The organism is Brachybacterium sp., assembly GCF_036379615.1.
In the GTDB taxonomy this organism is placed as follows: Bacteria; Actinomycetota; Actinomycetes; order Actinomycetales; family Dermabacteraceae; genus Brachybacterium.
The window spans coordinates 1-23,511 of the sequence record NZ_DASVGJ010000073.1 but is presented as its reverse complement, the minus strand read 5'-3'; the positions used below and the strand labels follow the sequence as shown (position 1 = coordinate 23,511).

Annotated in this window: 22 protein-coding genes; 3 read left to right on the top strand and 19 right to left on the bottom strand. The window is 70.8% G+C overall.

Going from position 1 to position 23,511, the window contains the following annotated elements:
• Positions 1-170: 170 nt before the first annotated feature.
• Both VF289_RS17435 and VF289_RS17430 read right to left on the bottom strand, forming a co-directional pair.
• Positions 171-983 carry a SurA N-terminal domain-containing protein gene (locus tag VF289_RS17435; protein ID WP_330885372.1) on the bottom strand — a complete coding sequence of 271 codons (813 nt, stop codon included), beginning with the start codon at positions 981-983 and terminating at the stop codon, positions 171-173.
• Between the two features lie 241 nt (positions 984-1,224).
• The gene (locus VF289_RS17430) at positions 1,225-1,986 is read right to left on the bottom strand and encodes a MerR family transcriptional regulator (RefSeq protein WP_330885370.1); all 762 of its coding nucleotides are present in this window, start codon (positions 1,984-1,986) and stop codon (positions 1,225-1,227) included.
• Positions 1,987-2,127: 141 nt separating this feature from the next.
• Between VF289_RS17430 and VF289_RS17425 the strand changes: the two genes are divergently transcribed.
• Positions 2,128-2,496, top strand: a complete 369-nt coding sequence (locus VF289_RS17425; protein ID WP_330885368.1) for a nuclear transport factor 2 family protein — start codon at positions 2,128-2,130, stop codon at positions 2,494-2,496.
• 376 nt (positions 2,497-2,872) lie between these two features.
• Here the strand turns inward: VF289_RS17425 and VF289_RS17420 are convergent, their stop codons facing one another.
• The 15 genes from VF289_RS17420 to VF289_RS17350 form a co-directional block, all read right to left on the bottom strand.
• Positions 2,873-3,721: a sugar phosphate isomerase/epimerase gene (locus tag VF289_RS17420; protein ID WP_330885366.1), complete on the bottom strand. Its 849-nt coding sequence runs from the start codon at positions 3,719-3,721 to the stop codon at positions 2,873-2,875.
• A gap of 210 nt (positions 3,722-3,931) precedes the next feature.
• Positions 3,932-5,113: a Gfo/Idh/MocA family oxidoreductase gene (locus tag VF289_RS17415; protein WP_330885364.1), complete on the bottom strand. Its 1,182-nt coding sequence runs from the start codon at positions 5,111-5,113 to the stop codon at positions 3,932-3,934.
• Between the two features lie 155 nt (positions 5,114-5,268).
• Complete coding sequence (locus VF289_RS17410) at positions 5,269-6,735, bottom strand: glycoside-pentoside-hexuronide (GPH):cation symporter (RefSeq protein ID WP_330885361.1); 1,467 nt, start codon at positions 6,733-6,735, stop codon at positions 5,269-5,271.
• Between the two features lie 66 nt (positions 6,736-6,801).
• Positions 6,802-6,939: a hypothetical protein gene (locus VF289_RS17405; protein ID WP_330885359.1), complete on the bottom strand. Its 138-nt coding sequence runs from the start codon at positions 6,937-6,939 to the stop codon at positions 6,802-6,804.
• A 370-nt stretch (positions 6,940-7,309) separates the two neighbouring features.
• On the bottom strand, positions 7,310-8,278 hold the full coding sequence (locus VF289_RS17400) for a transglycosylase family protein (protein ID WP_330885357.1): 969 nt from the start codon (positions 8,276-8,278) through the stop codon (positions 7,310-7,312).
• Positions 8,279-8,611: 333 nt separating this feature from the next.
• Positions 8,612-9,538, bottom strand: coding sequence for a macrolide 2'-phosphotransferase (locus tag VF289_RS17395; protein ID WP_330885355.1), 927 nt, complete (start codon positions 9,536-9,538; stop codon positions 8,612-8,614).
• Between the two features lie 118 nt (positions 9,539-9,656).
• A complete protein-coding gene (locus VF289_RS17390; RefSeq protein WP_330885353.1) occupies positions 9,657-9,983 on the bottom strand; it encodes a plasmid stabilization protein in 327 nt (108 codons plus the stop codon).
• A gap of 185 nt (positions 9,984-10,168) precedes the next feature.
• Positions 10,169-11,275, bottom strand: a complete 1,107-nt coding sequence (locus tag VF289_RS17385) for a hypothetical protein (protein WP_330885351.1) — start codon at positions 11,273-11,275, stop codon at positions 10,169-10,171.
• Positions 11,276-11,505: 230 nt separating this feature from the next.
• Positions 11,506-12,321 carry an ABC transporter ATP-binding protein gene (locus VF289_RS17380; RefSeq protein WP_330885349.1) on the bottom strand — a complete coding sequence of 272 codons (816 nt, stop codon included), beginning with the start codon at positions 12,319-12,321 and terminating at the stop codon, positions 11,506-11,508.
• Complete coding sequence (locus tag VF289_RS17375) at positions 12,318-13,355, bottom strand: FecCD family ABC transporter permease (protein WP_330885347.1); 1,038 nt, start codon at positions 13,353-13,355, stop codon at positions 12,318-12,320. The genes VF289_RS17380 and VF289_RS17375 overlap by 4 nt, the downstream gene beginning before the upstream one ends.
• Positions 13,352-14,320, bottom strand: a complete 969-nt coding sequence (locus VF289_RS17370) for an iron ABC transporter permease (RefSeq protein ID WP_330885345.1) — start codon at positions 14,318-14,320, stop codon at positions 13,352-13,354. The genes VF289_RS17375 and VF289_RS17370 overlap by 4 nt, the downstream gene beginning before the upstream one ends.
• A gap of 91 nt (positions 14,321-14,411) precedes the next feature.
• On the bottom strand, positions 14,412-15,461 hold the full coding sequence (locus VF289_RS17365; RefSeq protein ID WP_330885343.1) for an iron-siderophore ABC transporter substrate-binding protein: 1,050 nt from the start codon (positions 15,459-15,461) through the stop codon (positions 14,412-14,414).
• A gap of 145 nt (positions 15,462-15,606) precedes the next feature.
• Entirely contained in the window at positions 15,607-16,929 is a 1,323-nt protein-coding gene (locus VF289_RS17360; protein ID WP_330885341.1) for a YeiH family protein, read from the bottom strand.
• Positions 16,926-17,066 carry a hypothetical protein gene (locus VF289_RS17355; RefSeq protein ID WP_330885339.1) on the bottom strand — a complete coding sequence of 47 codons (141 nt, stop codon included), beginning with the start codon at positions 17,064-17,066 and terminating at the stop codon, positions 16,926-16,928. The genes VF289_RS17360 and VF289_RS17355 overlap by 4 nt, the downstream gene beginning before the upstream one ends.
• Positions 17,067-17,218: 152 nt before the next feature.
• Positions 17,219-17,863 carry a mismatch-specific DNA-glycosylase gene (locus VF289_RS17350; RefSeq protein ID WP_330885337.1) on the bottom strand — a complete coding sequence of 215 codons (645 nt, stop codon included), beginning with the start codon at positions 17,861-17,863 and terminating at the stop codon, positions 17,219-17,221.
• Positions 17,864-17,953: 90 nt separating this feature from the next.
• On the opposite strand from VF289_RS17350, the gene VF289_RS17345 reads away from it, so the two are divergent.
• Entirely contained in the window at positions 17,954-18,541 is a 588-nt protein-coding gene (locus VF289_RS17345; protein ID WP_330885335.1) for a thymidine kinase, read from the top strand.
• 99 nt (positions 18,542-18,640) lie between these two features.
• On the opposite strand, the gene VF289_RS17340 is transcribed toward VF289_RS17345, so the two are convergent.
• On the bottom strand, positions 18,641-19,108 hold the full coding sequence (locus VF289_RS17340; protein WP_330885333.1) for a hypothetical protein: 468 nt from the start codon (positions 19,106-19,108) through the stop codon (positions 18,641-18,643).
• A 194-nt stretch (positions 19,109-19,302) separates the two neighbouring features.
• Here VF289_RS17340 and VF289_RS17335 point away from each other — a divergent pair, with 194 nt between their 5' ends.
• Positions 19,303-22,527: a GH92 family glycosyl hydrolase gene (locus VF289_RS17335; protein ID WP_330885331.1), complete on the top strand. Its 3,225-nt coding sequence runs from the start codon at positions 19,303-19,305 to the stop codon at positions 22,525-22,527.
• Here the strand turns inward: VF289_RS17335 and VF289_RS17330 are convergent.
• Positions 22,461-23,333: a TIGR02206 family membrane protein gene (locus tag VF289_RS17330; RefSeq protein ID WP_330885329.1), complete on the bottom strand. Its 873-nt coding sequence runs from the start codon at positions 23,331-23,333 to the stop codon at positions 22,461-22,463. The two genes, VF289_RS17335 and VF289_RS17330, sit on opposite strands and share 67 nt — an antisense overlap.
• Positions 23,334-23,511: the final 178 nt, after the last annotated feature.

Here is a 23,511-nt window from a genome sequence, read left to right as displayed (position 1 = left end):
CCGCCCCGCGGACGGCCCACCGCGCGGACCTGCCCACCAGCCAGCGGGCCCACGCATGACGACGGCCGGGTCGCCCTGAAGGGTGACCCGGCCGTCGCGCTGTGCGCCGCGGAGCGGGGGAGTGCTCGGCGGGACAGCGATCAGCGGAGGAGTGCTCCTCAGGGAAATGCTCAGAGGTGGACGGTGACGTCCCCTGACTCACGCAGCTCGGCGGCGATCGTGGTCGCCGCCTCGTTCTGCTGCTGGGTGACGGACTGCTGTGCGAGCTGGTCCTTCACCTCCTCGAAGGGGGGCACCTGCGCCTGCTGACCGCCGGCCTGGGACTGCTGCTCGACCATCTGGTCGTACTGCGTCTTCAGCTCCTTGTCGCTGGGCTCCTTGATGTCCGCCTCCTGCTCGATGAAGGTGGTGAGCTTGAACTGCGAGGCGGCGTCCTTGCGGACGTCCTCCTCGCTCATGCCCTGCTGCTCGAGCGTGGTCACCACCTCGTCGGCGGATCCCAGCCCGTTCTGCCCGGCGATCTCCTCGAGCGTCGCGTCGACGTCCGCCCGCGTGGGCTCGATGCCGGCGTCCGTCGCACCCTGCAGCAGCAGGCGGTTGTCCACGAGCTGGTTGGCGACCTGTGACTTCATCTCGGTCTGGTCCACCTCCTGGCCGGTGCTCTGCTGCTGCATCGCGGCCTGCTGGAGCTGGGACTCGTAGACCGGGACGAACTCCTCCTTGGTGATCTTCTCGCCGTTGATCTCGGCGACGACCTCGGGCACGTCGGAGACGTCCGCCTGCGGTGCCTGGGGCGCCTGCTGACCGCCGCCGTCGCTCGCGGCGGGGGCCTGCCCTCCCTCACTCGCCGCCGGCTGTCCGCCGCCGTCGCTCGCGCCCGAGGTGCCGGCCTGGTCGCCGCTGCATCCGGTCAGCGCGATCGCCGCGCTGAACGTGAGGGCGGCGAGAGCTCGCCGGAGTGTCCGCTGACTGGGAACCTTCACTGTGCCTCCTGTGGTCGTTGGCGCGGGCGACGCTACGCGCCGAAACCTGGAACGCTGTTGCGGCTCCGTCCAGCTGACGGTCAGGCGAGAGTGTTCTCGCCGGTCAGAGGGCATCTGTGACGTGGAGATCCGGCCGAGACCTGCTTCACGCACCGGCGTGGCCCGACCGGGACCCGGCGCGCCGATGGCGGGCCCGGCGGCTGCTGCCACCGAACCCGCCTGGGATGCGCAGAGCCCTCGTCTACTCCAGGTGCGCGAGCGCGTAGACCGTCATCGCGTCCCGGACGTAGGCGGCGAACTCCCGCCCGTCCTCCGAGAAGGTCTTCCCGAAGCGGGGGTCGGCGACATACATGTCGCCGAGGCCCACGAAGGCGTCGGGCCCGGGGCGCTGTCCGCCCCACCCGGCGCTCACCCATTCGTGCAGCCGTCCGGTGAGGGCCTGGACCTGCTCGTCCTCGACGGGGAGCTCCCTCGCCGAGGCGTCGGCGAAGCCGGCCACCAGCTCGTCGATCCGGTGCTGGAACTCCTGCTTCTCGGTGTCGCTCAGCGAGCGCCACCACCTGTCGGAGTCGGCGTGCGCCTGCGCGCCCCACCGCTCCTCGACCTCGTCCTTGTACTGCGTGTGGTCGAATCCGTCGAACATCGTGTTCGCCATGAGATCTCCTCCTGTCTCGAGAATCCTGATCGTGGAATGCACCGAATCGACGATGCGGCTGAGCCGCTGCTGCTCGCGCTGAAGCTGTTCGGCGTGCTCCCTCAGCGAGGACGCGACGTCGACCTGCTCCGTGAGCACCCGGCCGATCTCCGGCAGCCCGAGCCCCAGCTCGCGCAGCACGAGGATCCGCTGCAGGCGCAGCAGACCGTCCCGGTCGTAGTACCGCAGTCCGCCGTGCCCGGTGCGAGAGGGTCGCAGCAGGCCCGTCTGCTGGTAGTGGCGCAGAGTGCGGCTGGTCGTGCCGGTGGTCCTGACGACCTCCTGCATCGACCATTCCTGTGTGCTCATGCCGGTTCCTCTCCCCGTCGCGACACCCTGCTGCGATCGGTGCATGCTCCATCCTGTCGCTTGACGTCGCGTCAAGCGCAAGCGGGCATCTCGACCGCTTCACGTGCGAGACGGGGCGGTCCGCCTCTAGGGTGTCGAGCCATGGAGATGAGGATCCCCGAGGACTGCGGCAACTCGCCCCGGATGGCGATCGTGGCCGACATCGTGACGGCCTGGGCGGCGGGGGAGGAGGGCGCCGTGCGCGAGTGGCTGCGCGAGGACGCCACCTGGCACCTCGTCGGCGAGGACGCCCCGGCACCCGAGGGGATCGTCCCGCCGCCCTTCGTCGCGGCGCGAGGAGAGATCCTCACCGTCCTGAACCACGGCCGCCTCGCCGCGTGCGACGGCTCTCTGGAGGGGGACGGTCAGCGGGTGGACTTCTGTCACGTGCTGCGTTTCGCCGGCACGACGAAGACCGCGCAGATCCGCGAGATCCGCACCTACCTGCAGCGCTCGCCGACCGTGCGCTGAGCCGCCGAGCGGGTGCCGGCGGATCCACGAGCGCGGACGGATGCGCGAGTCCCGTACCGATCTGCACGGACCGGTGGCCGCCCGCTGTGCCGTTGCGCGAGGGGCGACGGCCATTGCGTTGACGTGAACCGGATCGGCGCTCGACGTGGTTCAGATCCAGACAATCGTCGTTGGCCGTCCGCTGGCCGCTCGTCGTTCGCCTGCAGCCGTCCGTCGGCCGCTCGCCGTGTGCTCGCCACCCGTCTCACGCCCGACGCGCGACGCATCGCGCGGGAGCACGATGCGCCGGGCGTCGGGGTCACGGTGGAGTCTGGAACCGACCGGGCAACGCGGGCTGGAAGGGAAGGTGCCAGCCGGCCGGCGTCGGCCCGAGCGCTCAGTACCCGATGGACCTCAGGTACTCGCGGGACTCTCGGATGCAGTCGATCGGGTCGCGGCCGTAGGTGTCGTCCTGCTCGATGAGGAAGTACTCGGCGCCGGCCTTCTCCGCAGCGGGGAGCAGCGCGGGCCAGTTCATGTTGCCCTGGCCCACCTCGGCGAACTGGCCGAGCGACAGGAAGGCTCCGTAGAACTCCTTCATGTCGATCTCCTTCGCCTCGAACTTCGCGTAGACATCCGTGGGGAGCGGGGCGACTCGGAAGTCCTTGACGTGGATGAGCTTGCAGGCGCCGGAGTATGCCTCGAGCATGTCCAGCGGAGCCATGCCGCCGCGCTGGACCCAGTGCAGGTCCACCTCGAACAGCAGCGACGGGGCGACCCGGCGCACGATGTCGAAGATCCGCTCGCCGTCGAACTGGATGAGGTCCACGTGGTGGTTGTGGTAGCACAGCGTGATGCCCTGCTCCGCAAGGCGGGCGGCGTAGGGCTCCACCGAGGCGGCCCACTCCTCGACGGCGGGCTTCGAGGTCATCGCCTTGAAGGGCATCATGCCGATGCGCAGGAAGCGGGAGTCTGTCCTCTGGCAGGCTTCGACGGCGCGGTCGAACTCGGTGGAGAGGGCGAAGCCGTTGCCGCCGGGCTCGATCGAGGCGCTCATCGCGGCGGTCTCGACACCGAAATCGGTCTTGCCCCGCACCAGGTCGTCGATGAGCTCGTCGGTCATCTCGACCTGGGAGACCTCGACAGCGTCGATGTCGAGCTCGCGCACCTGGCGCAGGACGTCATACATCCCCTGCTCGTTGATCTGGTCCTTGAGCATCATGAGCTGGAGTCCGAGGACGGGCATGGTGGTTCTCCTTCGAAGTGGGGGAGGAGCCGTGGTGCGGCTCCGGGGTGCGAGCGGAGGGGGCCGAGGGCGGTGCCGGCCGGACGGTCGGCAGCGGCGCCGGCCGGGCAGTCGGCAGCGGCGCCGGCCAGGTGGTCGGCCATGACGCCGACCGGGTGCGGCACGACCCGGGCCGACGAGCTGTCGGCGCCGGGTCGTGCGCGGAGGTGATCAGCTGCGGGTCGGGAACGTGCCCTCGGCCTCGATGCGCTGGTTCAGCTCGGTGAGGTACTCCTCGGCGGGGTAGTCGACCAGGTCGATCTCGCGGCCGGTCCAGGCCGACAGCTGCATGCCGGAGGCCAGACGCACGCCGTTGATGCCCTCGGCGCCATCGGCGATCAGCGGGGTGCCATCGTTGATGTGCGCCGCGAAGTTGGTCAGGACGGCGATGTGCTGCTGGCCCCAGGCCGACTCGTACTCCTTGACCTCGGTCTCGTACAGCTCGGACGTGTCGATCTTGCCCCTGAACAGTCGGCCCACGTCCTCGGTGGACATGGTGTCCGAGAGCGAGCGCTCGTCCTGCTTCAGGCGCGTGATGGTGACCTTCTTGGAGCCGTCCACCACGATCTTGCCCTTGTCGAACAGCATCTCCAGGCGGTCGGTGCCGATGATGTCGTTCGTCGAGGTGATGAAGCTGCCGGTGGCGCCGTCGCCGAAGTCGACCACCGCGTTGACCTCGTCCTCGGTGGCGATGTCGCGCTGGAAGCCGAAGGCGAGCTTCGCGAACACCCTCTTCGGAGTGCCGCACAGCCACTGCCAGAGGTCCAGCTGGTGGGGGGCCTGGTTGACCAGGACGCCGCCGCCCTCGCCGCCCCAGGTCGCGCGCCATGCCGACTGGTCGTAGTAGGCCTGCGGGCGCCACCAGTTGGTGATGATCCAGGAGGTGTGGCGCAGCTTCCCGAGCTCACCGGAGGCGATGAGGGCCTTGAGGTCGGTGTAGACCGGGTTGGTGCGCTGGTTGAACATGATCGCGAAGGTGGTCTCGGGGTGCTCCGCCGCGAAGGCGTTCATCTCCTCGACCTGCTTGGTGTACACGCCGGCCGGCTTCTCGGTGAGGGTGTGGATGCCCTTGCCGATCGCGGTGATGGTCATCCCCGCGTGGTCGAAGTGCGGCACGGTGGTGACCACGGCGTCGACGTCGCCGGAATCGAGCATCGCGAGATAGTCGTCGTAGAAGTGGACGTCCGGGTGCTTCTCGGCGGCGGCGTCCTTCTTGGCGGGATCGGTGTCCGCGATGGCGCCGAGGGTCATGCCCGCGACCTTGCCGTCCGCGAGGAGGCCGGCATACATGCCGCCCTGCGCGCCGAGTCCGATGATTCCGAGACGGACGGTCTTCTCTGGCTTCTCCGACATGGTGTCTCCGTTCTGATGGTGAGGACGCGCTGCCCCGGGACGGGGAGGCGGGGTGGGAGTGCGGGGAGGCGGGCACGGAATGCGTTTCCCGGCCTCCGTCGACCCTACAACGGCCGGCGGACCCGCTTCCGGGACACCGGCCGGGGCCTGCAGGGTCAGGGGTGTTCGGCGGCCGCGGCGGCCGTGGCGTGGCGCTCCTCGAGCAGGGCGACGTTCTCGTCGACCCGCTTCTTGGACAGCGGGTACCAGAACACCAGCGCCAGCAGGGAGGCCAGCAGCAGGAGTGCCGGGACCAGCGTGCCCAGGGTGTAGATGCCCTCGAGGACCGACTGCTCCTGGTCGACGCCGCCGGGCAGATAGCCGATCCAGCCCAGCGCCCAGCCGGTCAGGCCACCGGCGATCGCCTGACCCAGCTTCCGGGACCACGAGTACATGCCGTACACGGTGGCGTCGTTACGCTCTCCGGTGCGGATCTCCTGGAGGTCAATCACGTCAGTGATGAATGCCCAGATGAGGATGTTCAGCGCGGCGACGCCGAGCATCAGCAGCGCATAGCCAACCATGAACACGTACGGGCTGTCGGTGCGGATCACGAAGAGCAGCACGCCGGAGAAGACGCCGAGCGTGAGGCCGACGGCGCCGACCTCCTTCTTCCCGAAGGTCTTGGCGAGCTTGGAGGCCACCGGGACGAGCAGCAGGGTCGGGGCGAGGCCCACGAAGTTCACGACGCTCAGCAGCTGGCCGTTGTTGAAGTACTCGTTGAGCATGTACGGCATCATGCCGCCGAGCATCATGAAGGCGACGAGCATGAGCAGCGCAGTGGCGATCAGGCCCGTCAGGCCGCGGTTGGTGATCATCGAGCCGAGGGCGGCACCCAGACCCTGGCGCTCATCCTTGGCCTTCGGCGGCGTGTCGATGCGCTCCTCGACGTTCACGAAGCACAGCAGATAGCAGACGACGGCGAGGATGCCGCAGCCGAGCGCAGCCCACATCATCCGGCTGCCGGACATCTCGGACTGGCCGGAGACCTGGACGAACACGATCAGCGGCAGGAGCACGGAGATGGCGAGGTTGGCGAGGGTGCCGCCGAGGGAGCGGAACACCGACAGCGAGGCGCGGTGGCCGGGATCGTTGGAGATGACCGAGGCCATCGAGCCGTAGGGGATGTTGATCAAGGTGTAGAAGACCGAGCCCCACAGCATGTAGGTGACGACCATCCATGCCAGCTTCGCCCCGTAGATGCCGTCCCGCAGGAACGGCGAGAACATCAGGAAGGCGGCGACGGTCACCGGGATCATGATCCGCAGCAGCCACGGCTTGAAGCGCCCGGATCTGCCCGGTTTCAGCACGTCGATAAGTCGACCGGCTCCGACGTCCGTGAAGGCATCGAGGAGGCGTGCAACGAAGAGCAGGGTGCCCACGTGGGCGGCGCTGATGCCCATCACGTTGGTATAGAAGATCATGAAGAACGTGGACTGCAGGATGAACGTAAAGTCGTTCCCCCAGTCGCCGAACATGTAGCCGATCTTGTCCCGGAAGCCGAACGGCCGATTGGCCGTCTGCTGCGGCGCGCCGGAGGGGATCACCGGTCCCGGGTCCCGGATCGCGCTGGTGGTGCTCATCGTTGTGCTCCTTGGGTCTCATCCTTGAGGGCGTGAGCACCCGGGCGCCGGGGGCGCGGGGCTCGGTCACGCAGGTGTCGCCACGAGGGCGGCTGCGGCGGGTGCGTCGAGTCTGATCAGCACCCGCTTGACGAGGTGGTTGTTGCCAGATGTTGCAGGATCCGTATCCAGTCCTGTGATCACGAACTCGTCGGTAATGGCCACGTCACCTGCAGTCCTTAGAGGGCGCGAGGAAAGAGATCTGTCTCACTTTCGGTCAGCGAGAGAGCATTGGGAGTCGAATTGCCACGGGTTGCCACGTCCGAGCGGGGGTGCGGTCATCGTCGGTGCGGAGCCCGCCGCCTCGAGCTCGGCCGACGCGGTCTTGGCGTGCACGGGGCGAGGCGGCCACGGGCAGTGTGACGCGACCGCGCGACCGCGCGACCGCGCGACCGCGCGACGGCGTGACGGGACGACGGCAGGGCCGGGACGACGAGGACGGCCGGGCCACCTGTGAGGGCGGCCCGGCCGTCCGGGAGGGTGCGGCGATGCCGCGCGGGAGCGGCGACCGAAGGGCCGCGGCGTCCGGGAGGGATCAGTAGAGGTTCAGGAAGGCCTGCAGGACCTCCGTGGTGTCCTCGTCGATCTCGTCGGAGCCGTTCTGGGTGGCGCCGACCTCGTGCTGGAGCCCGGCGACGGTGTCCTCGCCGATCTTGCCGTCCTGCTCGGTGTTGGCCCAGGCCTGGAGCGCGAGGGTCGTCTCCTCGTTCATCTCACCGGTCTGCTCCACGCCCAGCCAGTCCTGGAGCGCGGTGACGGTCTTCGGGCCCATCGTGCCGTCCACCTCGAGGGTGCCGGCGACGGAGAGGTCACCGGTGGCCTTCGAGCCGGGCTCACCGGCGGGCTTCTCCGGGGCCGGGGCGGACTCCTGCTGGGGAGCCTGCTGCGGCTCCTCCTGCGGCTTCTCGGTCTCCTTGGTGAAGCCGTTCTCGTCGCAGTTGTCGGCGATGCCATCGCCGTCACAGCTCCAGTCGCCCTGGGGCTCGGTGCTCTCGCGCTCGGTGGAGCGGTTGGCCTGCTGGCCGGACTGACGGCTCTCGGTGGACTCCGGCTGGTCCTGTTCCGGGGCCTCCTGCTCGGGGGCCTCCTGCTCGGGGGTCGGGGAGCTGCCGGTGTCGGCGCCACCGCTGAGGGCGGAGCCGCAGTTCGGCCAGGCGCCTGCACCCTGCTCGGCCAGGACGCGCTCTGCCACGGCGATCTGCTGGCTCTTGGACGCCTGGTCGGCGCTGGAGGCGTACTCGGTGCCGCCGAAGCCCTCCCAGGTCTGCTGCGAGAACTGCAGGCCGCCGTAGTAGCCGTTGCCGGTGTTGATCGACCAGTCGCCGCCGGACTCGCAGGCGGCGACGTCATCCCAGCCGGTCGCAGCGTTCGCGGCGCCGCCGGTGGCGAGCATGCCGGTCGCGACGACCGCGCCGCCGGCGAGGGTCACCGCCGTGCGGGTCAGGCCGCGGCGCAGGGAGGCCGGGCGGGAGGAACGATGGGTGTGCGTGGTCTGGAGGGACATGCAGCCGTCCTTTCGCGTATCTCGCGTATCTCGCGTGACGAACGGCGGCCAACGTAGGCGATCCGGGGCCCCCGGACGCAAGGGGTGACGCGCCGGGACGGGCCAGAATTGACCATGTCCTGAAGCGGTGTTGACGCTCAACCCCTCCCTGTGCGGACATCTGACCAGCGATGATGGCAACGATCGTGGGTGTCGTGATGATTTTGTGATCGTTTGCTCGACCGTGTCTGCCACATCACTGTCGCGCAGGGTCAGAGCCCGCTCAGCGAGACGCTGCGGGGTGACACGGCGGCTGCACGGGGGCCGCCTGGCGGCAGGCTGCCGGCGGGCGGCTCACTGGTCGGCGGGTGGGTTGAGCGCCGCGCTCGCGGCCTCGCGGTGGGCCGGCTCGCCGGTCTGCAGGGCGAAGAGCCCGTAGGCGATGGGCCCGGCCGAGAACATCTCCGCGCAGTGCTCCGCGAGACGGGGCCAGGTGGTGCCACCTGCCGCCTCATACGCCTGGACCGCGACCTCGAACGCGTCCGCGGGGGCACTGACCTGAAGGAACATGAGGTCCTTGGCCGGATCGCCGATCGTGGCCGTGGTCCAGTCGATGATCCCTGAGATCTGCTCGTCCTCGACCAGGGTGTGGCCGGGGTAGAGCTCGCCGTGGGTGAGGACGGTGTGCTGCGGCCAGAGATCGTCCTCGGCCAGCCAGGCGTCCCACCGCTGCCGAAGCCGCGGGGCGATCTCGAACTCGGCGGCCACCCGGTCGAGGTCGCGTCGCCAGCCCCCGCGCACTTCGGCAGGGGAGCGGGAGTCGATGCCGGTGCCGGCTGCAGCGGCGGGGTCGACGGCGTGCAGCTGGGCGACGGTCCGTCCCAGTGAGGCGGCGTGGACAGGAGAGGTGATGTCCAGATGCCACGACACGGCGCCATCGGCCCCGACGCTGAGCCCGGGGACGCCCGGCAGCAGGGGATAGGCGATCAGCGAGTCCGACACGATCCGCCAGTCCGGGATCGCGACGTCCAGACGGGGGCGGAGGAAGGACAGCAGGCGACCCTCGACGGAGGCGCGATCCAGCACGTCAGGGCGGCGGGGGATGCGCAGCACCCAGTCCGTTCCGTCGGCAGCCGTCGCGATCGCCACCCGGAAGTCGAGCCCGATCTCCTCGGTGCGCAGCGTGTCCGGGGAGAGCTCGAGCCCATGGTCGGCGCCCAGCGCCACCAGGGCCTCGAGGTCGCCGGGCTCGAGCGGTGTCAGTGCATCGTCGGCAGCCATCCGTGCATCGTGCCATTCGGGAGACGGTGCCCGCCAGGAGTTTCTCCGCCATGCGGAGCCGCCGTCCGGGCGCCCGTCCGGGCCCCGGTTTCAGGACGCCTGTCTCAGAACGCGCGTCTCATCGGTCCTCGACCGCGTCCCGCAGTTCCTCCTTGGTCATGCTGGACCGCCCGTCGACGTCCTGACGCCTGGCGTCCTGGTAGAGCTGCTCCTTGGTGCGTCCCTGCGCACCGGTGTGGGAGCGCTCCCCGCCGCGTTCGGACGGTGACTTGTCCTCGAGCGACGAGCGGCTGGCCTCCTCGGCTTCACCCTCCTGGGCGCGGGACTTGTTCACGGTGCGGGCGGCGATCTCCTCCGCCTCGTCCTCGGAGACTCCCTTGTCCAGCTGGCCGTCTTTGATGTGCTGGTACTGACGCTCGCGCTTCTCGCTCCATGCCTCGGGCATGAGTCCTCCTGCTCTCGTCGACACCGCGGGGCCGTCGGCGCCGCACCCCCATCCTGCATCGCTCGGGCGGCGCGGTCGAGGACGTCCACCGAACGGTCGACGAGCCTGCGCCGTCCCGGCTCCGGCCGGTCGCATCTCTTCCGGCCGGTCGCATCTTCTCCGGCCCGCGGACCGGGGAGACGAGGTCACTCCCGGCGGGCATCCCCCGACATCGAACCGACCCGGTTGGACGGGGTGGCCTCATCCCTCCAGCGCAGCAGCGCGCCGACTCCTTCGGGGATCCCGTCGGCGTCCTCCTGGAGAGCGGAGAGGGACGCATCGGTGGCGAGCGCTCCGCGGAGCAGCTCTTCGATGCCGGCCGGCTCATGGCCGGCGACGAAGACGAGTTCCTCGACCTGACCGCGGGAGAGGGCCTGCCAGACCTCCGCGGATCCGCCCACAGAAGCGCCGTCGCGGGCCTGACTCTCCCGGAACCGCTCCGCGAGCTCATGCTGGCGGGAGTCGATGAAGTCCTCGGTGGTGCGGTCCAGCTCCTCCCGGAAGGGACCCCGGTCCAGGACCCCGCCGCGACTGCCCCCCTGCACCTCGATCAGGCGCTCACGGGTCTCCCGGCCCAAGGCCTCGCGCAGCAGTCCGAGCGCTCGGACGTCTCCGCTGACCATCACCATGTCCACCGGGCGTTCCCGCAGGATCTTCTCGACCGTCCCGGCGACGGCATCGGCATTGCGCTCCCAGGAATCCTCGACCCGGGCCTCGTAGTTGTCGGCCCGCCAGCCGTGCTGGGCGCCCCCGCCGAGGCTCACCTTGTGCAGGACGTCGTGTCCGCCGTCGACCGTGGAATCCGCGCCCAGACCGTTGGCACCATGGCTGATCGAGGGGTTCTCCGGGGAGCGCAGATGCAGATCCGCCCCTGCCCGGTCCACCACGATCAGCAGCTGGCTCACCGCGAAGGGGATCAGCTGCAGCAAGGGCAGCAGCCGCGGGAACTCGCCGCGGTGCGCGGACTCCTGCAGCGGCGGTGCCGGGAGCACGCGATCCACCAGGATCTCGGTGTCGGAGGCGAAGACGGAGCGGCCGTGGCGCCCGCCGAGGGGCGAGGGGCTGAGCACCGTCTCCTCGATCTGCGCGAGCAGCTGCTGCGGAGCGCCCTCGGCGGTGAGCTGCGAGCGCAGCTGCGCCCACCTCGCCTCGAGCTCGCCGGCGGACTGCGGGTCGGTCCGGGTGGTGTCGAGATGAACCGACGTCAGGGGGCCGGTCTGGTCGAGGACGGGCGTGAGCCAGGGCAGTTTCACAGGGGACCTCCAGCGTTCTCGGCATGCGGGGACCGGACGTCCAGCTCGGCGTCATCGCCCCGCCTGGGTCCGCTCAACCTTTCCACGCGGGACGGGCCGCCGCAAGCATCACGGCAGATCACGGACTGCCGTCCAGGGACTGCAGCGGGCCGGGGAGTCGCCGGTGGCTCGGGGCCAGCAGGTCAAGGGGCTGGCGGGTCAGGGTGCTGGTGCGTCCTAGGGCCGGTGGGTCAGGGTGCCGGTGGGCCTGTGCTGTGGTGCCTGCCGATCGGCACCATCAGCGGGGTCCCGGAGATCGGGTCGGTGATGACCTGGCTGCGCAGTCCGAAGACCTCCTCGACCCGCTGGGCGGTGAGCACCTCGGCCGGTGGACCCGAGGCGGCCACCGCGCGGCCGGCGATCATCACCAGCTGGTCGCTGTAGCGCGCGGCGAGGTTCAGGTCGTGCAGCACCATCACCACCGTGATCCCTCGTTCCCGGTTCAGATCCGTCAGCAGGTCGAGCACCTCGACCTGGTGGCTCACGTCCAGGAAGGTGGTGGGCTCGTCGAGCAGCAGCAGGTCCGTGTCCTGCGCGAGAGCCATCGCGACCCACACCCGCTGGCGCTGACCGCCGGAGAGCTCGTCGACCGGGCGTTCGGCGAGGTCGGCGGTGCGGGTGGCATCGAGCGCCGCGGCGACCGCTTCGTCGTCGGCCGTTCCCCAGCGCGAGAAGAGTCGCTGATGGGGGTGGCGGCCACGTCCCACCAGGTCCGCGACGGTGATCCCCTCGGGGGTGATCGGGGACTGGGGGAGCAGCCCCAGGACGCGGGCGAGCTGCTTGGCGGGCAGATGATGGATCTGCCGGCCGTCCAGCAGCACCTGACCGTGCCGCGGGGTGAGCAGCCGCGCCATCGACCGCAGCAGCGTCGATTTCCCCGAGGCGTTCGCCCCCACCACGGAGGTGATGCCTCCCGTGACGAGCTCGAGATCGAGGCCTTCGATCACGGTGCGCTCGCCGTAGCCGAGGGTGAGGTCCTCCACGCGGAGGGAATGGTCGATGGTCACTGGGAACTCCCTCGACGGTGGACGCTGATGATGAGGTGGAGCAGGAAGGGGGCGCCGAGCACCCCGGTCACCACGCCCACCGGGTAGCGCGTGCCGGTGGCGAACTGGCCCACGAGGTCGGCGACCAGCACGAGCAGCGCACCGACGAGTGCGGCCGGCAGCAGCGGCGAGGAGCCGGGGCCCGTGATCCGCACGGCGATAGGGCCCGAGAGGAAGGCGACGAAGGCGATCGGCCCGCACGCCGCGGTGGCGACGGCGATCAGGCCCACCGCGGCGATGACCACCACCAGGCGCATCCGGCCCACCCGCACCCCGAGGGCCTGCGCGGCATCCTCGCCGAGCTGAGTGGCACCGAGCTCCGCGGAGCGCGAGAGCAGCACCGGCCCCAGCACCGCGAGCGAACCGAGCACCGGCAGAGCCTGCTCCCAGGAGGAGTTGTTCAGGCTCCCCGTGAGCCAGCGCAGGGCCTCCTGGAGGTCCCATTGCCCGGCAGTCGAGAGCACCCAGTCCGTCAGACTGGTGAGCATCGCCGAGATGCCGATACCCACCAGGATCAGCCGTGTCCCGGCCATGCCGCCGCGGGCGGAGAGCAGATAGATCGCCAGTGCCACCAGCAGGCCGGCGATGATCGCCAGCAGCGAGACCTCGGTTCCCGACAGTCCCAGGACGACGATCCCGAAGGCGGCCGCCGCACTCGCCCCCGAGGTGATGCCGATGATGTCGGGGCTCGCGAGAGGATTGCGGAGCAGCCTCTGGAAGGTCGCTCCGCCCAGTCCGAAGCTTGCCCCGGCCAGCACGGCGAGCACGGCCCTGGGCAGCCGCAACCGGCCCACGGTGAAGCTCGCCCCCGGCACCTCGTGGCCCCGCAGGACCCCGAGCACCTCCGTCGGAGGGTAGAACGTGCGCCCGACCATCAGGGTCAGGCAGAACACCGCGAGGATCGAGAGGGCGAGAGCGCCGACGGTGAGGGCGGTACGGCGTCGGCGGCGCGTGCGCACCGCCGCGACGCGCTCGAGCGTGCTCGCGGCGCTCACAGATGGGCCATCCGCTGCCGACGCACGATGGCGATGAACACGGGGGCTCCCAGCAGCGCGGTGACGATGCCGACGGCGAGCTCGTCGGGGCGGGCGACGATCCGGCCCAGCACATCGGCGGCGGTGAGCAGTCCCGCCCCCGCCAGGGCGCTGAACGGGAGCAGCCAGCGGTGGTCGGGTCCGATCAGCAGGCGACAGGCATGGGGGACCACAAGGCCGACGAAGCCGATCGGTCCCGTCACGGCGGTCGCCGCACCGCACAGCACCACCGCGCCCAGCCCCGCCGCCGCCCGGGTGAGGGCGACCCGTTCGCCGAGGCCTGCGGCGAGGTCGTCCCCGAGGGCGAGGGTGTTCAACCCGCGAGCGGTCGCCAGGCACAGCAGCGCTCCGGCGAGGAGGAACGGACCCACCTGCCCGAGGGAGGCATAGGTCCCGCCTCCCACTCCGCCGATCTGCCAGGAGCGCACGCTGTCCCCGATGTCCGAGCGGGGAAGCACCACGGCGCTGATGAACGACGCCAGGGCGGCACCGGTGGCGGCGCCGGCGAGAGCGAGCTTGAGAGGAGTGGCCCCGCCGTGACCGAGCGAGCCCAGGGTATGGACCAGCACGGCGGTGAGTGCGGCGCCGAGGATCGCGACCCAGATGTAGGACGAGGCGGCGGTGAGGCCGAACCAGGCGATGCCGACCACCACGGCGAGCGACGCGCCGGTGTTGATGCCGAGGATGCCGGGATCGGCGAGCGGATTGCGGGTCACGCCCTGCATCACGGCTCCGGAGACGCCCAGTGCGGCGCCGGCGGCGAGGGCCAGCAGGGTGCGGGGTATGCGCTTCGCGACAGAGGCGGGGCCGAAGCCCTCCGTCGAGCCGCCGAGCGCGGCGAGGATGTCGCCGGGGGTCACGCCGCGCGAGCCGATGGACACCGAGAGGACGGCGACCAGGAGCAGCGCCACGAGGAGCAGGAGCATCCAGGACAGCCGCACCCGGGACGCCCGGCGGAGGAGCGAGGCCGTGCGTCCGGGCGACGGGGGAGCGGTCGCGGTCACGGAACGGCGGGGATCAGGCGGATGCCGTCGCAGCGCGCTCGAGCTCCACCAGATACTCCTCGAGGATGTACGGGATCGCGAGCGGCGTCGGGTTCGCAGCGGTTCCCAGAGGGCTGTCCCCGGGCAGGTGCACCACGGCGCCGTTCTTGACCGCCGGCATCTGGGACAGCAGCGGATCCGCCTCGAGCGCGGCGACCAGCGCCTCGTCCCCGTAGGTCACGATGATCTCGACGTCGTCGAACAGATCCGCCCGCTCGGCGCTGACCGAGGAGGAGAACTCCTCGGTCTCGGCGGAGGCGTCCTGGACGCTCTGCGCGATGGTCATGCCGAGGTCCTCGAAGAACATCGTGCGGGTGTCGTGCGCGGTGTAGAAGTTCACGGTCGAGAGATCCGAGGCGTCCACATGGGTGAGGAACATGACGCTCCGGCCCGCGATCGCCGGGTGCTTCGAGACCGCCTCCTCGATCACGCCCTCGAGCTCGGTGACCAGGGCGGCGCCCTCGTCGGCCCGGCCCATCCCGGCGGCGTTGGCGGTGATCATGTCCCTCCAGGAGGTCCCCCAGGCCACCTCCGGGAAGGGGATGGTGGGGGCGATCTCCGTGAGGGTGTCGTAGTCCTCCTGGGTGAGACCGGAGTAGGCGGCCAGGATCACGTCCGGGGCGGTGTCCGCCACGCCCTCGAAGTCGATGCCGTCGGACTCGTCGAAGAGCACGGGCGGTTCGGCGCCGAGCTCCTCGAGCCGGGCCGTCACCCAGGGGAGCACCCCGTCGGTGTCGTCGTCGCCGAAGGTCGCGGCCGCCATGCCGGCCGGCACCACGCCGAGGGCGAGGGGCACCTCATGGTTCGCCCAGGCCACGGTGGTGACGACCTCGATCGTCCCGGGCAGCTCGGTGCTTCCGAAGGCATGATCGACGGTCACCGGTCCATCGCCGCTGCCACCGCCGCCGTTGCCGCCGGCCGCCGGTTCCGCGCCGGTCGACGAGCCCTCCGTGGAGCATCCGGCCAGGAGGGCGGCGAGGGTGACGGCGGAGCCGGCGAAGGCGCGACGGGAGAGCGGGGCCATGGAGGGCCTTTCGGGAAGCCGCAGGGCGGCGGGACGGGTGGGCTGCCCGCAGCGATCCGCGAGCGTGATTAAGGATAGCCTCACCAAACCTGTGTGAGGGACCGTCCGTCCGCATCGCGGTCATCTCGCCGCCGCCCCGGCGGGGTCAGAAGGTGAAGTCGCGGAACAGCAGCAGCGCCAGGCCCAGCCCCGCCACCAGGTTCACCAGCGTGGCCGCCGCGAACACGACGATCGGCTTCCAGCCCGACTCCCGGATGCTCGACGCGTTGAACTCGAGCCCGATCGAGACGAACGCCAGGGTCAGCGCCCAGCTCTGGATCTCCTTCGCCGTATCCAGCCGGGGCTCCAGCACCTCGGCGGGCATCGACTCCGCGAGCACGGTCGCGATCACGGAGGCGAGCAGGAACCCCAGCACGAACTTCGGGAACCGACCCCACAGCATCGCCAGCGAGCGCCGGTCGCCGAAGCGCGGGGCCCTGGCCGGGACGTCCCCGGCCGATGCACCACCGGCTGCGGCACCTGTTCCTGCGGCGCCTGCCGACGCGGCGCCCGACCCCGCAGCGGCGGACCCGGCGGCGCCCGACCCCGCGGCCACCGTCTGTGCCGCGCGGAACGAGAAGTAGAGGGTCAGCAGCACGGCGACCACGCCGAGCAGCGCGTTCTGGGTGACCTTGACGATCGAGGCGATCTGCAGGGGCTGCTCGCCGGCCACCGCACCGGCAGCGGTCACCGCGGCGGTGGTGTCGATGTTGCCGCCGATCCAGGCCCCGGTCACGGCGGGGGAGAGGCCCATCAGCCCCGCCAGCCACGGCAGCAGGAAGATCGAGGGCACGGCGAAGACGATCACCAGGGTCGCGGTGTAGGCGAGCTGCTCCTTCTTCGCCTCCACCGCCCCGGCCGCGGCGACCGCCGCGGAGACCCCGCAGATCGACAGCGCGGTGGCCAGCAGCGCACGCAGCTTGTCGTCCAGTCCCAGCACGCCGGCGAACCACCAGGTGAAAGCGAAGACCACGGTGATCAGGAGGATCGCCTGCAGCACCGCGGGACCGGCCGCGCGCACCACCACGGCGAAGTTCACGGTGGCGCCCAGCAGCACCAGGCCGATCTTGATGAAGAACTCGGTGCGGAAGGCGGCCGCCATGCGCTGTCGCACGCCGGTCAGCGACAGCACCGCGTTCCCGGCGAACCCGAGAGCGATCGCGTAGACCGGGTACTCGATGCTCTTGGCGACCTGCCCGAAGCCGGTGCCCTCGGTGACCGCGGGCACCAGATCGGTCAGCACCATGACCAGCCAGGCCAGGAGCACCACGATCACGAGCCCGGCGACGGTCCAGAGGGCGGCACCTCCGGTGCGCGCGTCCGGGCTCCCGGTGGGTGCGCCGTGCTCGCCGTCCACGGCGGTGGCGGGGCTGCTCTCGCCCGCCCGCCCGTTCGCCGTGCCGTCGGCCGTGCGTTCCGTGGCGCTCACGGGAGCAGGTCCGGGGAGAGCAGGCCGAGCATGCAGGCGGCGAAGATGACCAGGCCCACGAGCGTCGCTGCCCAGTCCTCGTTCAGCGAGAACCGCTGGTGATCATCAGGGGATTCGGGGCGTTCGCTGCGGCTCACCGCGGGCTCCTTCGGAGAGGGAGGGAGGGGACCTGCTCCCGCCTCCGCGGCGGGGTCCCGGGCCTGTTCATCGCACCTTAGGACATCTCCCACGCCCCCGGCGGCGCACGTCGGGGGCTTCCGCTCGCCGCCCTCGGCCCGTCAGGCGGCGGTCACTCCTCGTTCCGGTATCGGACACCTGCGGAGTGCGCGACCTCGCGCCAGGTCGCGGCGAGCGACTCCACGTTCGCATGCGCGTTCAGCCCGCTGGGCTGCGGCACCACCCAGAGCGCCACCTCCTCGGGCCAGCCGGGGATCGTGGCAGGGTCCTGGAGCCCCAGCCGCGCCTTCGGCAGCGAGTAGGCGAGGCGGAACGCCGTGATCCCGGCGATCGCGACGGTCCGTGGCCGCAGCCGCGGCAGACGGTCGATGAGGTGCGCCCCTGCCTCCTGCAGCTCCTCGCGGCCCAGTTCGTCGGCCCGCACCGTGGCGCGACCGATCAGGTTCGTGATCCCGATGCCGCGCTCGTGCAGATCCTCCTCGTCCTCGGCCTGGAGCCCCCGGGAGGCATCGACCAGCCTCGAGGTGAGGCCCGCGCGGTGCAGCGAAGGCCAGAACCGGTTGCCGGGACGGGCGAACGGGGCGTTGACCGCAGCGGTCCACAGCCCCGGATTGATCCCGACGATGAGCAGTCCCAGCGGCGCACCGGGGATCGGCAGCACATCGTCGATCGCGTCCGGCTCCGGGCCGGCGAAGGCGGCCAGGTCGCCCTTGGTGGGTGTGCGGCCGGCCAGGGGAGAAGGGCGCCGAGTGCTCATCATCCCACCGTAGCGCTCCACCGAGCAGGGTGCCGGTGGAGCCGTCCGTGCCCGTGGCCTCGCTCCGCACCCCGGGCGTACTGTGGGCCCATGCGCTCCATGGAGACAGGACGACTGCACGTGATCGCCGGACCGATGTTCGCCGGGAAGTCCGAGGAGCTGCTGCGCAGGGTCCATCGAGCGCAGCTGGCAGGGCTCGAGGTCGCGGTGATCGGGCATCGTCTGGACTCCCGCGGTGGAGCGGACCGGCTGAGCACGCATGCCGGGCGCAGCACTCCGGCCCGGATGCTCGAGGACGCGACGGGGCTCGGTGCCCTCGCCGGGGCCGCGCGGCCCGACATCGTGGCGATCGACGAGGCGCAGTTCTTCGGCCCGCGGATCGTGCCCGAGATCGAGGGTCTGCTCGCGGCCGGCGTGCAGGTGGAGGTGGCCGGGCTGTGCATCACCTATGACGGTGGGCCGTTCGAGCCGCTGCCCACGCTGATGGCCATGGCGGAGGAGGTCGTGAAGCTGACCGCCGTGTGCACGGTCTGCGGCGCGGACGCGGCCTTCCACATCCGGTTGATCGCCGACGGCGCGGCGGCGCTGCAGGCGACCGCGGCCCAGGTGGGCGGGGCCGAGTCGTATCAGGCACGGTGCCGCACCCATCGGCGCACGGCACCGCAGAGCACCGCCTGATGAGGCGCTGCCCGTCGGTGCTGGCGCCTCCGGCACGGGCTGCCGGCGAGAGGACTCCGGCACCCTGCCGGACGGGCAGGTCAGAGGATCGGGGAGCGATCAGGTGATCGGCTCCGAGCCCTCCTCCACCAGCTCGATGCCGTCGAGGTCCCACTGGCCGTCGATGCGACGCACGTAGTAGCGGAGCTCGACCTCGACCTCCTCGCCGTTGTCCGAGTAGGTCTCGGTGACCTCGAAGATCGCGTACCCCTGCCGGTTGATCCGGTCATCGACCTGGTAGTCGATCGCGGTGACGCCGCCCAGGGCCTCCTCGAAGATCGAGCAGCTGGTCAGGCCCGTCGCCTCGCGGTAGGTCTCGGTGGTGGAGTCCATGAACAGCTCGCAGTCGGTCTGCTCGAGGGAGCTGTAGAAGTCCTCGAGCGTCGTCTGCGGATTGCCGCGGGTCAGCACCTGGATGGCGATGAAGACGGCGAACACCCCGACCACCGCCAGGCCGAGGAGACCCACTCCGGCGAGGAGCAGCCAGTGCCACAGCGGTCGCTTGGCCCGACCGGAGGCTGAGGGCATCGGGCGCCCCTGGGGCGGCTGTGCGTAGACCATGTGTTTCTCCCGGAGCAGGTACGAGGTACGGGCCCGAGTATCCCGTATGTGCTCCCGATCTGCGATGCGGAGCAGCCCCCACGCTCAGCCGATCCCGCACGGGCGTCCACGCAGGGCACGCCTCGCACGGAGGGGCCGCTGCGGTCGATAGCCTGGAGGACATGATCGTCACCGCAGACAACGGACCCGTCGGCTCACCGACCAGCAAGGACGGGGCCGGCTTCCTCGCACCGTCGGCCGTGCGCTATACGGCGTCGAGCGGTGAGAGCGGGGAGGCAGCGCTGCCTGCGGTGGCGGGCGGGGAGGAGCTGATCGGACGCACCGTCGCGTCCGGTGAGGTGCTGCGCTGGTTCGTGCACCCGGTGCTCGATCCGGCCTTGACCTGGGGTGCGACCTTCGTCGGGGTCGATCTGGTGCTCGAGGACGGGAGCCGGCTGTCCGCCCACGACCCGCAGGACCAGTACGGGACCCCGGCGACTGCGCGCGGTTTCGGGGAGGGCAGGATCCTGTTCCCGGATCAGTGGAACGAGATCCAGGTCGATCTCCGCGGGATCGTCGGTCGCACGATCACGGAGGTGCTTCTGGTCCTCGACCTCCCCGAGGATCCGGACGCCGATCTGCTCGATGACGAGGGTCGAAGAGCGGAGCCCGCCACGCTTACCGGCTGGATCGACGGACCGTACCTCGCACCGCTCCCCGCGGACCCGCCGCTGACGGACCCGGTGGCGTGGGTCGACACCCGCCGCGGCAGCAATGCCTCCGGCGACTTCTCCCGCGGGAACACGCTGCCGTTGACGGGGCTGCCCAACGGCTTCGCCCTGTTCACCCCGGCGACCGACGCCCGCACCCGGCGCTGGGTCTACGAGTACCACCGGGCCAACGGCCCCGACAACCGGCCCCGCCTGCAGGGCATGGCGATCTCCCACCAGCCCAGTCCCTGGATGGGGGACCGGAACCAGTTCATGCTGATGCCGCTGCTGGGCGCCTCTCCCGAGACCGGCCCGGAGGCGCGGTCGCGCGGCTTCGACCATGACCGCGAGACGGCGCGGCCGGACCTGTACGAGGTCGCGCTCGACGGCGACCTCTCCCTGCGCCTCGCTCCGACGGACCACGGCGCGATCTACGAGATCGACCTGCCGGCCGGTGACGATGCGGGCCATCTGCTGCTCGAGGGGGTGGACCAGCACTCCCGGATCGATGCCGCCGGCGCCGTGTTCGACGGCCGGGTGCACGCCTGGGTCGACTCCTCGACCGCACCGGGAGAGGCGCGCAGCGAGGGGGCGACCCGGATGTACGTGCTGGCCCAGGTGGAGCCGGCGCCGGTGTTCGTGGAGCAGGCCCGCGAGGGAAGCACCGGCAGCGTGCTCTCCTTCGCCCCCGGCACACGGCGGGTGACGGTGCGCCTGGTCACCAGCTATCTCGGGCTCACCCAGGCGCGGCGCACCTTCGCCCAGGAGCTCGAGGGGCGCTCCTTTCAGGAGATCCGCACCGCCGCGCACGCCGCCTGGACCGAACGGCTTCAGGTGATCGAGGCCCCCGATGCCACCCCGCCGCAGCGGCGCACCCTCTACGGGAACCTCTACCGCCTGAACCTCTACCCGAACTCCCACTGGGAGAACGCGGGCACGAGCGCCCGGCCCGAGCCCGTGCACGCCAGCCCGGTGTTGCCGCCCAAGGGCGAGGCCACCGACCATCGCACCGATGCGCAGGTCGTCCCCGGCACCCTCTACGTCAACCATGGGTTCTGGGACACCTACCGCACCGCCTGGCCCGCCTATGCGCTGCTGTATCCGAAGCGCGCGGCGGAGCTCGCCGACGGGTTCGTGCAGCAGTACCGCGAGGGCGGCTGGATCGCCCGCTGGTCCTCGCCGGGCTATGCGGACTGCATGACCGGCACCAGCAGCGACATCGCCTTCGCGGATCTCCAGGTCAAGGGCGTGCCGCTGCCGGATCCCGTCTCCGCGTACGAGGCCGGACTGCGCAATGCCACCGTCACCCCGCCGATCCAGGAGGTGGGCCGCAAGGGCAATGACCGGGCCGTCTTCACCGGCTACGTCGACACAGACACCCCGGAGTCCGTCTCCTGGGCGCTCGAGGCCCACATCAACGACGTCGGCCTCGCCGCCCAGGCCGAGCTGCTCTCGGACCGCGCTGCGAAGGAGGGCGATGCGCCCGGTGCCGCGCAGCTGCAGGAGGAGGCGAACTATCTGCGGGCCCGCAGCCGGAACTACCCGCTGCTGTTCGACCCCGCGATCGAGTTCTTCCAGGGGCGCCGACGGGACGGCGGTTTCGCGCAGAGCCCGGAGGAGTTCGACCCGCGGGTATGGGGCGGCGACTTCACCGAGACCGACGGCTGGAACTTCGCCTTCCACGTCCCGCACGACGGAGAGGGCCTGGCCGCGCTGTACGGCGGCCGCGAGATGCTGCGGGGGCGGCTCGAGGAGTTCTTCGCGACCCCCGAGCAGGCGGATCTCAAGGGGACCTACGGCCACGTCATCCACGAGATGCTCGAGGCGCGGGCGGTGCGGATGGGGCAGTTCGGCATGTCGAACCAGCCCTCGCACCACATCCCCTTCCTCTTCCATCACGCGGGTGCTCCTGAGGAGGCCTCGCGGATCGTGCGGGAGGTCCAGCGTCGGCTGTTCGTCGGCGAGCAGATCGGTCAGGGCTATCCCGGCGACGAGGACAACGGAGAGATGAGCGCCTGGTGGCTGCTGACGGCGCTGGGCCTCTACCCGCTGCAGCTGGGCACCAGCCGTTACCACCTGGTGGCACCGCTCTTCCCCCGGGTGAGCGTGCACCCGCTCGGCGGCGCGCCGTTCTCCGTGACCGCGGAGGCGGAGGGTCCTGATGACGTCTGCATCACGGGCATGACCGTCGAGGGTCGGGCCCACGAGGACTCCTGGATCGACCATTCCGACCTGCACGGTCGTCTCCACATGCGCCTCGGCGCAGAGCCCGGTGGCTGGGGCGGGGTCCCGCCCTCGCTCACACCGCCCGGCGAGCAGCCGCAGCCGCTGCGGGATCTGTTCGCCGCCGACCCCGCGAACCCGCTGCAGGACGACGACTCCCGCACCGAGCGGGAGTTCCCGCGCGCGGAGGCCGTGATCGACCTGCCGGAGCTGGGCGAGCCGCAGCAGGCTCGCTTCCTCACCCTGACCTCCTCGGTCGGTCCCGGCGCGGACCCGATCGCCTGGCGGCTGGAGGGCTCCGAGGACGGTCACCGCTGGGAGACGCTCGACGAGCGGTCCGGTCAGCGCTTCCGCTGGCGCCGGCAGACCAGGCCCTTCGAGATCGCTTCTCCGCGGCCCTGCACGCATCACCGGCTGGTGGTGGTGACCTCCGAGGGACCGCTGCGGCTGGCCGAGGTGGAGCTGCTGGCCTGAGGGAGGACGGGCCGTCTCAGCAGGCCGCCCCGACCCACGCGGTGAGCACCGCGGCGTTCATCGAGCAGGGCCCACGGCAACGTCATCAGGGCCCACACCACGCCGATCAGCACCGCTTCGACCAGCAGGTACTGGGGCCATGGACCGAGCAGGTCAAGGATCGAGGGGCCGTTCGGCGCCCGGTTGAGGTAGCCGTAGTTCGCGCCGGTCAGCGCATTGCCGGTGATCGCGATCAGCGCCCATCCCACAGTGGCCGCGTAGGCGACCCCATAGCCGCGCCAGGTGGGATGCAGACGCAGTCCCCAGGTCAGGACGACGGGGGCGAGCACGCCGCTGAGGTGCGCGATCCAGTACTCGATGAACTCCAGGGGAATCCACACGAAGTAGTTCACATCAGGGGTGAGGACCGACTGCATGTTCAGGGTGAGCCCCCAGAACCAGCTCACCACGATCGCCCAGGGCGCCCGGGTGATCAGGGCGATCGGGATGATGAATCGCAGCGCATCGGAGTAGTGCAGCGGCAGGGACTCGTCGATGTTCCACGCCCAGGGCATGAACCCCCACGCCGTCCAGAGCACGGAGTTGACCAGCAGCACCCAGCCGGCGCCCCGCAGGATCCGGTCCACCTGGGCGCCGTCTGCGCGCCGTGCCCAGAGGGTCAGCGCGAGGGCTGCGATCACGAGCAGCGCGAGCATGCTCAGGTGCGCTGGGCCATAGGCCGGCATGTGCCCCAGGGTTCCCTCGGCCAGCAGACGGCCCCCGGGGGCGTCGACCGCAGGGCCGGCCCCGGTCGTGTGCTCCGGCATGCTCGCTCCTTGCGCCGTGTCGCTCTTCCCGGCCGTCGTGGCGGGTCACCGCTGGCAGAGCGTCTCAGGGGTCTTGACGTGTCTCAGCGCGGCGCTGCCGCTCGAGCGGACATGGCGCGCCCGAGCGGGTGCGGCGCCGGCCACGTCGAGCATACGGAAGCGGCCCCCCCGGGCGGGG